The 13722-nt window shown below is 53.1% G+C and carries 11 protein-coding genes; 7 read left to right on the top strand and 4 right to left on the bottom strand.

Features of this window, described 5'->3' with window-relative positions:
* Positions 1 to 252: 252 nt before the first annotated feature.
* The 7 genes from gmk to NC856_RS13005 all read left to right on the top strand — a co-directional run bounded on the left by gmk (position 253) and on the right by NC856_RS13005 (position 9489).
* Complete coding sequence (gene gmk, locus NC856_RS13035) at positions 253 to 876, top strand: guanylate kinase (RefSeq protein WP_264090863.1); 624 nt, start codon at positions 253 to 255, stop codon at positions 874 to 876.
* Between the two features lie 54 nt (positions 877 to 930).
* Positions 931 to 1206: a DNA-directed RNA polymerase subunit omega gene (gene rpoZ / locus NC856_RS13030; protein ID WP_113868913.1), complete on the top strand. Its 276-nt coding sequence runs from the start codon at positions 931 to 933 to the stop codon at positions 1204 to 1206.
* A gap of 18 nt (positions 1207 to 1224) precedes the next feature.
* Positions 1225 to 3324, top strand: coding sequence for a bifunctional GTP diphosphokinase/guanosine-3',5'-bis pyrophosphate 3'-pyrophosphohydrolase (gene spoT / locus NC856_RS13025; RefSeq protein ID WP_264090862.1), 2100 nt, complete (start codon positions 1225 to 1227; stop codon positions 3322 to 3324).
* 5 nt (positions 3325 to 3329) lie between these two features.
* Positions 3330 to 4022: a tRNA (guanosine(18)-2'-O)-methyltransferase TrmH gene (gene trmH / locus NC856_RS13020; protein WP_264090861.1), complete on the top strand. Its 693-nt coding sequence runs from the start codon at positions 3330 to 3332 to the stop codon at positions 4020 to 4022.
* Positions 4022 to 6103, top strand: coding sequence for an ATP-dependent DNA helicase RecG (recG, locus tag NC856_RS13015; RefSeq protein ID WP_264090957.1), 2082 nt, complete (start codon positions 4022 to 4024; stop codon positions 6101 to 6103). Before trmH ends, recG begins: the two co-directional genes overlap by 1 nt.
* A gap of 151 nt (positions 6104 to 6254) precedes the next feature.
* Positions 6255 to 7643: a nucleobase:cation symporter-2 family protein gene (locus NC856_RS13010; RefSeq protein WP_264090860.1), complete on the top strand. Its 1389-nt coding sequence runs from the start codon at positions 6255 to 6257 to the stop codon at positions 7641 to 7643.
* Between the two features lie 148 nt (positions 7644 to 7791).
* A complete protein-coding gene (locus NC856_RS13005; protein WP_264090859.1) occupies positions 7792 to 9489 on the top strand; it encodes an AsmA family protein in 1698 nt (565 codons plus the stop codon).
* Between the two features lie 32 nt (positions 9490 to 9521).
* Here NC856_RS13005 and fabY read toward each other — a convergent pair whose 3' ends face one another.
* The 4 genes from fabY to typA form a co-directional block, all read right to left on the bottom strand.
* Entirely contained in the window at positions 9522 to 10463 is a 942-nt protein-coding gene (gene fabY / locus NC856_RS13000) for a fatty acid biosynthesis protein FabY (protein ID WP_264090858.1), read from the bottom strand.
* Between the two features lie 56 nt (positions 10464 to 10519).
* Positions 10520 to 10957, bottom strand: a complete 438-nt coding sequence (gene dtd / locus NC856_RS12995) for a D-aminoacyl-tRNA deacylase (protein WP_264090857.1) — start codon at positions 10955 to 10957, stop codon at positions 10520 to 10522.
* Between the two features lie 78 nt (positions 10958 to 11035).
* Positions 11036 to 11647 carry a glucose-1-phosphatase gene (yihX, locus tag NC856_RS12990; RefSeq protein ID WP_264090856.1) on the bottom strand — a complete coding sequence of 204 codons (612 nt, stop codon included), beginning with the start codon at positions 11645 to 11647 and terminating at the stop codon, positions 11036 to 11038.
* A gap of 183 nt (positions 11648 to 11830) precedes the next feature.
* Positions 11831 to 13654 carry a ribosome-dependent GTPase TypA gene (gene typA / locus NC856_RS12985; protein ID WP_264090855.1) on the bottom strand — a complete coding sequence of 608 codons (1824 nt, stop codon included), beginning with the start codon at positions 13652 to 13654 and terminating at the stop codon, positions 11831 to 11833.
* Between the last annotated feature and the right edge of the window lie 68 nt (positions 13655 to 13722).

The raw sequence follows: 13722 nt of genomic DNA, 5'->3' as shown, positions 1-13722 counted from the left end.
CAAGGGGAAAATCACCGGAATCCGCCACGCAAATCGAAGTAAACCTGTTGGCAGAAAGGAAATCAGGTGGCATAAAAGAAAAACATTGGGCGATGAGATTTATCGCAGCGCGACTGGGGGCGTCCCGGTGTGTATAATATGAGAAATGCGCGTCCCGTCGCATCTGTATCCAATATATTTCAATGTGCTGCTCATCGTCAGCCTGAAAGTTGATGGGTATATTCCACTAATCGCAAGTAACAAAACGTCACTATGGCTCAAGGAACGTTATATATCGTTTCCGCTCCCAGTGGGGCCGGAAAATCAAGTTTGATTCAGGCGCTATTAAAAACGCAGCCGCTTTATGACACGCAGGTATCGATTTCACATACCACTCGCGCCCAAAGGCCGGGAGAGAATCACGGCGAGCACTATTTCTTTGTCTCGGCTGATGAATTCAGGCGTATGATTCAGGCGAACGAATTCCTGGAATATGCTGAAGTTTTCGGCAATTACTACGGAACATCACGGCTTGCCATTGAACAGATACTCGCGACAGGCGTAGACGTTTTCCTGGATATTGACTGGCAAGGTGCTGAGCAAATTCGCGCCCAGATGCCGCAAGCGCGCAGTGTTTTCATTCTGCCGCCGTCAAAAGAGGAACTGGCGCGCCGACTGCGTGGCCGTGGTCAGGATAGCGAAGACGTGATCGCCCGCCGCATGGCGCAGGCGGTGGCTGAAATGACGCACTACGGCGAGTATGATTATTTAATTGTGAATGACGATTTCGATCTGGCTTTGCTGGATCTGAAAACCATTATTCGCGCTGAACGTCTGCGTTTAGGCAGACAAAAAATACGGCATGATGCATTAATCACCAAACTATTGGCAGACTGACGCCTCTTTCAGTATGATGCGCAGTCATTTTATTTCCTGTGGAGTAGCACATTTATGGCACGCGTAACTGTTCAAGACGCTGTAGAGAAAATTGGTAACCGTTTTGACCTGGTGTTGGTCGCTGCTCGTCGCGCCCGTCAGATCCAAACTGGCGGTAAAGAACCGCTGGTCCCGGAAGAAAACGATAAGTACACCGTGATCGCGTTGCGCGAGATCGAAGAAGGTCTGATCAACGCCCAGATTCTGGACGTTCGTGACCGTCAGGAACAGCAAGAGCAGGAAGCCGCGGAAATTCAGGCGGTTACCGCAATTGCTGAAGGCCGTCGTTAATTAGACCACGAGTCGCCTTTGTACATTTTTGAAAGCCTTAATCTGCTGATTCAACGTTATCTGCCGGAAGACCAGATAAAACGTTTACAGCAGGCTTATCTCGTCGCACGTGATGCTCACGAGGGGCAGACTCGCTCCAGCGGTGAACCCTACATCACTCATCCGGTCGCGGTGGCCTGTATCCTGGCCGAGATGCGTCTCGACTATGAAACGCTGATGGCCGCGTTATTACATGATGTGATAGAGGACACACCCGCCACCTATCAGGATATGGAACAGCTTTTTGGTAAAAGCGTTGCTGAACTGGTGGAGGGCGTTTCCAAGCTGGATAAGCTGAAGTTCCGCGATAAGAAAGAAGCGCAGGCTGAAAACTTTCGCAAAATGATCATGGCGATGGTGCAGGATATCCGCGTCATTCTGATCAAACTGGCTGACCGTACCCACAACATGCGCACGCTGGGTTCACTGCGCCCGGACAAACGGCGCCGTATTGCCCGCGAAACGCTGGAAATATATAGCCCGCTGGCGCACCGTCTGGGTATTCATCATCTAAAAACCGAGTTGGAAGAACTGGGTTTTGAAGCGCTCTATCCCAACCGTTACCGCGTGATTAAAGAAGTCGTCAAAGCGGCCCGCGGTAACCGTAAAGAGATGATCCAGAAAATCCTCGCCGAGATTGAGGGGCGCCTGACCGAAGCCGGGATCACCTGTCGCGTCAGCGGTCGTGAAAAGCACCTGTACTCGATCTACTGCAAAATGCACCTGAAAGAACAGCGTTTCCATTCGATTATGGATATTTACGCCTTTCGGGTGATCGTTAAAGAAGTGGATACCTGTTATCGCGTGTTGGGCCAGGTACACAGTCTGTATAAACCGCGTCCCGGACGAGTAAAAGACTATATCGCCATCCCCAAAGCCAATGGTTACCAATCGCTGCACACCTCACTAATTGGTCCGCATGGCGTGCCGGTGGAAGTACAAATCCGTACCGATGATATGGATCAAATGGCGGAAATGGGCGTGGCGGCGCATTGGGCTTACAAGGAAGGCGAAAGCAGCACCACCGCGCAGGTTCGTGCGCAACGCTGGATGCAAAGCCTGCTGGAATTACAGCAGAGCGCGGGTAGCTCCTTTGAGTTTATCGAAAGCGTTAAGTCTGATCTGTTTCCAGACGAAATGTATGTGTTCACGCCGGAAGGCCGGATTGTGGAATTGCCAGCAGGCGCGACGCCGGTGGATTTCGCTTATGCCGTACACACGGATATTGGCCATGCCTGCGTCGGGGCCAGAGTCGATCGGCAGCCCTATCCATTATCTCAATCGCTGACCAGCGGACAAACCGTTGAAATTATTACCGCGCCGGGCGCAAGACCGAATGCCGCCTGGCTGAATTTCGTCGTCAGTTCCCGTGCGCGTGCCAAAATCAGGCAAATGCTGAAAAACCTCAAACGCGATGACTCCGTCAGTCTGGGACGACGTTTGCTAAGTCACGCACTGGGTAGCGGCCATAAACTGTCGGATATTCCACAAAAGAGCATTCAGTTGGAATTGGACAGAATGAAACTTGCGACGCTGGATGATCTGATGGCGGAAATCGGCATGGGTAATGCCATGAGTGTGGTGGTGGCGAAAAACCTGCTCAATGAACAATCGCCGACAGGGACTACCGGGCTGCGCAAATTGCCAATTAAAGGCGCAGATGGCGTGATGATTTCCTTCGCGAAATGCTGCCGTCCCATCCCCGGCGATCCGATTATCGCCCACGTCAGCCCCGGCAAGGGGCTGGTGATCCACCACGAATCCTGTCGTAACATCCGCGGTTACCAGAAAGAACCGGAGAAGTTCATGGCGGTTGAATGGGATAAAGCGACCGAGCAAGAGTTTATTGCCGAAATCAAAGTGGATATGTTTAACCATCAGGGCGCATTGGCTAACCTGACTGCGGCGATCAACGCCGCGAATTCCAATATTCAAAGCATCAATACGGAAGAAAGAGACGGGCGCGTATATAGCGCGTTTATCCGCCTCACTACGCTCGATCGCGTTCATCTGGCGAATATTATGCGTAAGATCCGCGTAATGCCGGATGTAATAAAAGTTAACCGTAACCGAAATTAACTGTTATGACCCCTCAACGTTATGCACGCATAAGAGAGATGCTGACCTGTCGTCAGCCCGATCTGACGCTTTGCATGGAGCAGGTGCATAAGCCTCATAACATTTCCGCCGTTATCCGTACCGCCGATGCGGTGGGCGTTCATCAGGTCCACGCCGTATGGCCCACCAACCGCATGAAAACACTGGTTTCTTCCGCGGCGGGCAGCAACAGTTGGGTCGAAGTCAAAACCCATCGCACCATCCATGATGCCGTCAGCCATCTCAAATCGGCAGGCATGCAAGTGCTGGCAACCCACCTGTCCGAACAAGCGGTTGATTTTCGTGACATTGATTACACGCGTCCAACCTGCATTCTGCTGGGACAGGAAAAAACCGGTATTACAGCGGAAGCGCTAAAACTGGCTGACCGGGATATCATCATTCCTATGACGGGCATGGTGCAATCGTTGAATGTCTCGGTCGCATCCGCCTTGATTTTGTATGAAGCTCAGCGGCAACGTCAGATGGCAGGCATGTACCAGCGCGAAAATAGTCCGCTGGAAGAGGAAGAACAACAGCGCCTGTTGTTTGAAGGCGGCTATCCGGTGCTGGCGCGTGTGGCTAAACGTAAAGGGTTGCCCCGCCCTTATATCGATAATAACGGTCAAATTGTGGCCGATGCCCCCTGGTGGGCCGCGATGCAGACGTCGGCGTCCTGATGCAAGGCCGCCTGCTGCATACCCAACCGCTGAGTACGCTGACTGGCGTGGGTGCCAGTCAGGTCGCGAAACTGGCTCGACTTGGGCTGGAAACCGTTCAGGATTTATTGCTTCACTTGCCGCTGCGCTACGAAGATCGAACCCGCCTTTATGCTATCGGCGATCTGCTGCCGGGGATGTACGCCACCGTGGAAGGCGAAGTCTTGCGTCATGACATCACCTCTGGCCGTCGCCGTATGCTCACCTGCCAAATCAGTGATGGCAGCGGCATGCTGACCATGCGCTTTTTCAATTTCAATGCCGCAATGAAGAACAGTCTGGCGCCGGGCCAGCGCGTCACCGCCTATGGTGAGATCAAGCGTGGTAAAATTGGCGCTGAAATTATCCACCCAGAATACCGGCTGCAAGGGGATAACACCCAGGTTGAATTGCAGGAATCACTGACGCCGGTTTACCCCACCACGGAAGGCGTTCGTCAGGCCACATTACGCAAATTAACCGATCAGGCTCTGGCTTTGCTGGATGCCAATCCCATTGATGAACTGTTGCCGGAAGAACTGAGTCGAACGCTTCTCAGTTTGCCGGAAGCCTTGCATACCCTGCATCGTCCGCCGCCCGATATGCAACTCAGCGAACTTGAACAGGGCAAACACCCGGCGCAGCAGCGGCTGATTATGGAAGAGTTACTTTCGCATAACCTGAGTATGCTGGCGGTTCGCGCTGGCGCGCAGCGTTATCAGGCATTATCTCTGCCAGCCAACGACCATCTTAAACAGCGCCTGCTTGCCAGCCTGCCCTTCTCCCCAACTACGGCGCAAGCGCGGGTCGTCAGCGAAATTGAAGCGGACATGGCCAAAGACTTTCCCATGATGCGGCTGGTGCAAGGCGATGTTGGCTCAGGCAAAACACTGGTTGCCGCGCTCGCGGCGCTACGCGCCATTGCGAACGGCAAGCAAGTGGCGCTCATGGCGCCTACCGAACTACTGGCGGAACAGCACGCGCATAACTTTCGTCAGTGGTTTGAACCCTTGGAAATTGAGGTGGGCTGGCTGGCCGGCAAACAAAAGGGAAAAGCCCGTCAGACACAGCAAGACGCCATTGCCAGCGGTCAGGTCTCCATGGTGGTGGGAACCCATGCCATTTTCCAGCAACAGGTAAAATTCAATGGCTTGGCGCTGGTGATTATTGATGAACAACACCGTTTCGGCGTGCACCAACGTCTGGCGCTGTGGGAAAAAGGCGAAGAGCAGGGATTTCACCCTCATCAGTTAATCATGACCGCCACGCCGATCCCCAGGACACTGGCCATGACAGCCTATGCCGATCTGGATACCTCGGTTATTGACGAACTGCCGCCGGGGAGAACGCCCGTAACCACCGTGGCTATCCCCGATTCACGCCGTCATGACGTTATTCAGCGCGTCAACAACGCCTGTCAGCAGGAAGGGCGGCAAGCCTATTGGGTTTGTACGCTGATAGAAGAATCCGAGCTTCTGGAAGCCCAGGCCGCTGAAGCCACCTGGACGGAGTTAAAAGCGGCGCTGCCCGATCTTGCTGTCGGTCTGGTGCATGGCCGAATGAAAGCACAGGAAAAACAGTCTGTTATGCTGGCTTTCAAGCAGGGTAAATTACAACTGTTAGTCGCCACGACCGTTATTGAGGTTGGCGTTGACGTCCCGAATGCCAGCCTGATGATTATTGAAAATCCAGAGCGACTAGGTCTGGCGCAACTTCATCAGCTACGGGGCCGGGTTGGTCGTGGCGCGGTCGCCTCACACTGCGTGCTGCTTTATAAAACCCCGCTCAGCAAAACGGCGCAGAAACGGCTTCAGGTATTACGTGACAGCAACGATGGATTTGTTATTGCGCAACGTGATTTGGAAATTCGCGGCCCCGGTGAGTTGTTGGGTACGCGTCAGACAGGCAATGCTGAATTCAAAGTCGCGGATCTATTACGCGATCAAGCGTTAATCCCGCAGATACAACGCGTTGCCCGCCACCTTCATCAACACTACCCAGAACACGCCAAGGCATTGATTGAGCGGTGGCTACCGGAGCGAACCCGTTATACCAATGCTTAATTTTCACGTCGTGATAGAACCTCGCGTCAGATAACCATGCTTATAATAATGTTTTCTCTGGCGGCAAATGAAACCGTGTTCCGCAAACGTTTGCTTTTACCAGACAGATCATTAAAATGCCCTCTTTGTCATTTCAGATACGCCAATTACTATGACCACCACCACGGATATTCCTCAGCCAGATCTGACGTCGATGCCTAAGCGCAGCGAATTAATCTACCGACTGGAAGACCGGCCTCCTCTGCCACAAACCCTGTTTGCAGCCTGTCAGCATCTGCTGGCGATGTTTGTCGCGGTAATCACGCCCGCCATGCTGATCTGTCAGGCATTGGGGCTACCGGCGCAAGATACGCAGCATATCATCAGCATGTCGCTTTTTGCCTCTGGCCTTGCTTCCATTTTACAGATTAAAACCTGGGGTCCCGTAGGGTCCGGCCTGCTGTCTATCCAGGGCACCAGCTTTAATTTCGTTACGCCATTGATCATGGGCGGGTTAGCGCTGAAAAACGGGGGGGCGGATGTTCCCACCATGATGGCAGCCCTGTTTGGGACGCTGATGGTCGCCTCCTGCGCAGAAATCATTCTGTCCCGCTTTTTGCACCTCGCGCGCCGGATTATCACGCCGCTGGTGTCAGGCATTGTGGTGATGATTATCGGCCTGTCGCTCATTCAGGTTGGCTTGACATCGATCGGCGGCGGCTATGCCGCCATGAACGACAACACGTTCGGCGCGCCGAAAAACCTGTTGCTGGCGGGTGTTGTTCTGGTGGTGATCATCATTCTGAACCGCCAACGTAACCCCTATCTGCGCGTGGCGTCGCTGGTGATTGCCATGGCGGTAGGTTATCTGGTCGCATGGGCGATGGGGATGCTGCCGGATAGCTCGTCAACGGCAGAAAGCGCGCTCATCATGGTGCCAACGCCGTTGTACTATGGTCTGGGATTTGACTGGAACCTGCTTATCCCGCTGATGCTGGTCTTTATGGTAACCTCGCTAGAAACCATTGGGGATATTACCGCCACTTCCGACGTATCAGAACAGCCGGTCAGCGGGCCGTTGTACATGAAGCGCTTGAAAGGCGGCGTATTGGCAAACGGCCTGAACTCCTGTCTATCCGCAATCTTCAATACCTTTCCGAATTCCTGCTTTGGGCAGAACAATGGTGTTATTCAGCTTACCGGCGTCGCCAGCCGCTATGTCGGATTCGTGGTTGCGTTGATGTTGATTGTTCTGGGCCTGTTCCCGGCGGTCAGCGGCTTTGTACAACACATTCCAGAGCCAGTGCTGGGCGGCGCGACCATCGTCATGTTCGGTACGATCGCCGCATCCGGCGTTCGGATTGTGTCTCGCGAACCGTTGAATCGCCGCGCGATCATGATTATTGCGCTTTCACTGGCCGTCGGACTGGGCGTATCACAGCAGCCATTGATTCTGCAATTCGCGCCTGAATGGATGAAAACCCTGCTTTCTTCCGGTATTGCGGCAGGCGGTATCACCGCCATCGTACTGAACCTGGTTTTCCCCCAGGAAGAAAAATAATACCGATACGTCTGACCGGTGCCAACAAAAGCGACACGTGATGCAACACGGGTCGCTTTTTACTATCTGTAACGACATTATCTATTGAGCCTTATAGGTAATTACGGCATAAACTCAGTATCCCTGACGATAGGCATGGACAGATACGATGAGATTTCTCGGGAAATTATTGCTGACGGTATTCCTGCTGGCGTTACTGGCGCTGGTTATTCTGTACGTATTACTGCAAACAGCATGGGCGACAAGCTGGATCAGCAATTGGGTAAACCAAAACACCAATTACCAGCTTTCGTTAGGTAAAATCAGTCATGACTGGTCTTCTCCCAGCCGTATTCAGCTCAAAGATGTCATCTTCGGTCACAAGGATCAGCCCCCGACGCTCTCCGCACCCACCGTCTCGGCGGGACTCAGCGTGCGCCAGATCATCTCGCCGCGCCACTTTTCCAGCCTGGAACTGGCAGGCGGCACGCTGAATCTGTCGTCTGCGGCTGTTAAACTGCCCATTGAAGCAGACGTTTTACAATTACGTTCGATGGCGTTACAGGCGCAGGACAGCGACTGGCGTTTGAATGGTCAGGTCATCAACGGCGGGATTATGCCCTGGCGACCAGAAGCGGGGTATTTGCTGGGTAAACAGAGCCGTTTCCAGCTTAGCGCCCGCTCGATGCGGATTAATGATATTCCCGCCAGTCAGGTGCTGATGCAGGGTGAAATCAACCAGAATCAGCTTATTCTCAGTAATTTCGGCGCCAATGTAGCACAAGGCCAACTCACCGGTAACGCCAGCCGTGGGGAAGATGGCAGTTGGCAAATTGATAACCTGCGGCTCAGCAATGTTCGTCTTCAAACCCCACGGGCTATAAAGGATTTCTGGCAGCCGATAATCGCTATTTCGTCCGTGGCGGTCAATCGCTTCGATTTGATTAATGCCCGTATTGAAGGGCCGGGCTGGGCGTTTATCGATCTTGATGTCACGCTACAGGATGTCACCTTTACCAAAGGCGACTGGGAAAGCGAGGACGGCGAGTTATCCTTTAACGCCACCGATATCGTCAACGGCGGCATGCACCTCATCGATCCTATCGTAGAGTTGGCGCTCTCGCCGAACGGCGTGGAGATCAAACAGTTCACTACCCGCTGGGAAGGTGGCTTACTGCGTACCAACGGTAGCTGGCAGCGTAATAACCATCGCTTAGAATTGAATGAATTTGTTGTGGCAGGCATGGAATACACGCTGCCGGGCAACTGGCGTCAACGCTGGCAAACGTCGCTGCCCGACTGGTTGGCGGAAGTGAATGTGCGAAAATTCACCGCGAATCGCAATCTGCTGATTGATATCAACCCGGATTTTCCATTCCAGCTTACCGCACTGGATGGATACGGCAGCGATTTGCGGCTGGCGCGCAACCATGAATGGGGAGTTTGGGCCGGCAGTCTGAATCTGAACGCCAGCGATGCCACCTTCAATAAGGTGGATATCCGCCGTCCTTCGTTGGCATTGACGGCCAATGACAACCAGATTTCCATCACCGATCTCAGTACGTTTACCCAAACCGGTCTGCTGGAGGCTAAGGCCACTATCAGCCAACAACCGGATCGCGCGTTTTCATTGACGATGAGCGGACGTTCCGTCCCGATGGATATCCTGACGCGTTGGGGATGGCCGACGCCGTCCTCAACCCCGCCAGGCAATGCGAACCTGCAATTACAGCTTCACGGGCGACTCGCTGCCGATACACCGTTAAAGCCGACCTTAAACGGTGCGCTGCAAGGCACAGACAGCAACGGACAGCCCATCAATCAGCAAATGCAACAAGGCGCATTAACGACTCACCACGCGCAGTAAGCCTTATCATGAGTGATGGCTAACGCCATCACTCACTGCAATGTCGATCCACGTTGCTCCAGCGGTTCTTCGGGATGTGCAGGTAAAACGATATAAATACCCTCAAATAACGCGCCTTTCTTGTCGTCGCCAAACAGGTCTACATTCAACTGCACTCTGGCTTTGCGTCCACGGGCGAGGCGATCCAAATCCCCGCTCAGTGAACCAAGATCGGCAATCGCGCTTGGTCTGCCCGCCACCGGCGTGCTGTAACGAATATGCGCATCGGCCAGAATAATCGTTCCCCCCAGGCGCCTCTCCCGCAATAACAGCCAGATCAATCCCCAACCGGTCAGCGTGGCAAGCGAGAACATACTCCCGGCAAACAAGGTGTGATGAGGATTCTGATTACCCGTTTCCGGCATGGTGGTAATAAACTTCTGCCCGGTGTACTGGCTGATACGCACGCCCATTTTTTCACTCAGCGGAATGTGCTCGTACCAGGCCTGCTGCAACTGCCCGCACCAATCCGGGCGATGCAAAATATCATCCAGCGTCGCTATCGGCTTAATCATCAGAAAATGGCGTATCGGCGTAGTCTGGGGCGCGGTGATTTCCCCTTCATTGACAAAACCCAGCTTGGCGAAGAAATCCATGGCATCCTCACGCGCGCTACACACCACCCGTTTCGCGCCTTCCTGACGCGCCACCGATTCCAGGGTCATTGCCAGCAGTGTCCCCAACCCTTTACCCCTGACCTGAGGATGCACCGCTAAAAACCGGATTGCCGCTTCATTATCTGCATTAATGGAGAGGCGGCCAATCGCCACCAGCCGCCCTTGCTCATCAACCACAGTCTGATGATGCGCCAGCGCATCATAGGCGTCTCGCTCAGAGCCAAGCGGCTGATGCAGCGGTTTACGCAGCATCTCCCAGCGGAATTGATAATACGCATCAAGTTCTTCCGCGCTTTCAGGCACTCTCAGGTGATACATGACAATTCCTCTTTAAACCCGGTTCTCTTTAGACCCAGACCTCACTGAACAATACGCTATACCTGTAACCAGAATGTCACCGGCCCATCGTTAACCAATGCGACTTTCATGTCCGCGGCAAAACGTCCGGTTTCCGTATGAATGGCCCGTTCACGGCACTGTCCGACAAAATATTGATAGAGGCGATCAGCTTCCGCTGGCGTCGCGCCACGAGAAAAGCCGGGGCGCATTCCTCTCTGGGTATCGGCCACCAGCGTAAATTGCGACACGACGAGTACGCCGCCGCCGACCTGACTGACATTCAAGTTCATTTTGCCATTTTCATCACCGAAAATTCGGTAACCCAAAACCCGTTCGCAAAGCCGTTCGGCCTGTTGTTCATCATCGCCTTGCTCAACGCCCAGCAAAACCAGCAACCCTTGCCCGATTTCACCAACAATCTCATTGTCAACGGTGACGCTGGCGCTGGAAACCCGCTGAATTAACGCGATCATAGAAGGTTTTTACTCCTGTTTTCATCATGTTGGCCGAATTCATCGCAAAAATGTGCGATGCGTCGGCTAAACAATGGCTCACATACTGACGGAGGCTGACTGAGTGGCGAAAAAATCCGGGATTACCTGACGGTCTGCTACCAGAATACTGCGGATCCCCAGCGTTTGGGCCGCCGTCACATTGGCAGGGTTATCATCAAAGAAGACCGCTTGTTCCGGCGTGACGCTTTCCTGAGTCAGCACATGCTGATAGATAGCCATCTCAGGCTTGCGCAAACCGATGTCCTGTGACAGATAAAGACGATCGGCGGCGTCCTCTACCTCAGGATATAGCGTCGGCCAATGACCGCAGTGCAAGCGGTTGGTATTGGAAAGGATCACAACGCGGTGTCCGTCATTGCGCAGTTGCCGCATGATCGCGATCACTTCAGGCCGCAGCGCCACAAATACAGCTTGCCATCCGGCGGAAAACTGCTCGAAGCTCAACGAAATCCCCATATCAAGGCACAACTGCTCAGCAAACGCTTCATCACTGATTTCGCCGCGTTCATGCTGTTCAAATACCTCGCCCATGACAAAACGCGCTTTCAGCGTCGCCAGCGGCGTACTGCTAAGATTGCTCCAGACGCCTAACACCCGGTTGAAATCAATATCGATGACGACGTTGCCTAAATCAAAGATATAAAGCATGGCCTCTCCTCCTGATGTAACCGTTGGTTTTTCACTGTAGCGGGAAATCGCAAACCTGAACAGGGAAGATGAGCAGGAAAAAATGCAAGCAGAGATGTAGATAAAGACGATGGCGAGAGAACGATGCACGTAAAAAAGGCATCCGAAGATGCCCTTTCGCACAAAAGAAATAGCAGATGAAAATCAGCCTTCTTTCGGACCACGGTTAGCGCGTTTACGATCGTTTTCCGTCAGATGACGCTTACGAATACGCACGGACAGAGGCGTAACTTCAACCAGTTCATCATCATCAATGAACTCCAGCGCTTGTTCCAGCGACATTTTGATCGGCGGAACCAATGTGGTGGCTTCATCCGTACCGGAAGCACGCATGTTGGTCAGTTTCTTACCGGTCAGACAGTTTACCGTCAGATCGTTGGAGCGTGAGTGAATACCAATAATCTGGCCTTCATACACTTCAGCGCCGTGGCCCAGGAACAGCTTGCCGCGATCTTGTAAGCTGAACAAAGCAAATGCCACCGCTTTACCCTGACCGTTGGAGATCAGAACCCCATTCTGGCGTTGACCGATTTCGCCCGCACGCACGTCATCATAATGGCTGAAGGTGGAGTAGAGCAGACCTGTACCCGACGTCATGGTCATAAACTCGGTACGGAAACCGATCAGACCGCGTGCCGGGATCAGGTAATCCAGACGGATACGGCCTTTGCCATCCGGGATCATGTCCTTGACATCACCCTTGCGCTCGCCCATGGCTTGCATAACGGCGCCCTGATGCTGTTCTTCGATATCCAGCGTCACGTTTTCGAACGGCTCTTGCATACGGCCATCGATTTTGCGATTGATAACCTTCGGGCGGGAAACCGCCAACTCGAAGCCTTCACGACGCATGTTTTCGATCAGAACCGACAGGTGAAGCTCACCACGGCCTGAAACGCGGAACGCATCGGCATCTTCGGTTTCTTCTACGCGCAGTGCGACGTTATGCACCAGTTCCTTGTTCAGGCGTTCAAGGATCTGACGTGACGTCACATATTTGCCCTCTTTACCGCAGAACGGAGAGGTGTTGACGTTGAAGTACATGGTTACGGTCGGTTCATCAACCGTCAGTGGCGGTAACGCTTCAACCGCGTTCACATCACAGATCGTATCAGAGATGTTCAGTTCGCCCAGACCAGTAATCGCGATGATATCGCCCGCTTCAGCCACGGCAGCTTCGATACGCTCCAGCCCCATATGGGTCAGAACTTTACCGACTTTACCGTTGCGGGTTTTGCCTTCGCTATCAATGATGGAGACCTGTTGGTTAGGCTTGACTTTACCGCGTTTGATACGGCCAATGCCGATAACGCCGACATAGTTGTTATAGTCCAACTGGGAGATCTGCATCTGGAACGGCGCATCAAGTTCTACTTTTGGCGCAGAAACATGATCGACGATCGCCTGATACAACGGAGTCATATCTTCCGCCATATCCGTGTGGTCATTACCTGCGATACCATTGAGCGCGGACGCATAAATGATAGGGAAATCCAGTTGCTCGTCTGTCGCATCCAGGTTCACGAACAGGTCGAACACCTGATCGACAACCCAGTCAGGACGCGCGCCAGGACGGTCAACCTTGTTGATTACCACAATTGGCTTCAGACCATTGGCAAATGCTTTCTTGGTCACGAAACGGGTCTGCGGCATCGGACCATCCATTGCGTCGACAACTAACAGCACCGAGTCAACCATCGACATTACACGCTCTACCTCACCGCCGAAGTCGGCGTGTCCAGGGGTATCCACGATGTTAATGCGGTAGTCTTTCCAATTAATGGCGGTATTTTTGGCGAGGATGGTAATTCCACGCTCTTTCTCCAAATCGTTGGAGTCCATTACACGTTCGGTTGCTTCAGTACGTTCTCCGAAAGTTCCGGATTGTTGCAACAACTTATCGACCAGGGTGGTTTTCCCATGGTCAACGTGCGCAATAATGGCGATGTTACGCAAATTTTCGATCACAGCTTTGCCTCAGGCATTTAGAAATAGCGCGCTATTGTACACGTATTAATCGAGGGACTAAACAAGAT

The sequence above is a fragment of the Brenneria izbisi genome (genome assembly GCF_025840185.1).
GTDB classification, from domain to species: domain Bacteria; phylum Pseudomonadota; class Gammaproteobacteria; order Enterobacterales; family Enterobacteriaceae; genus Brenneria; species Brenneria izbisi.
This window is presented reverse-complemented; position numbering and strand designations above follow the sequence as displayed.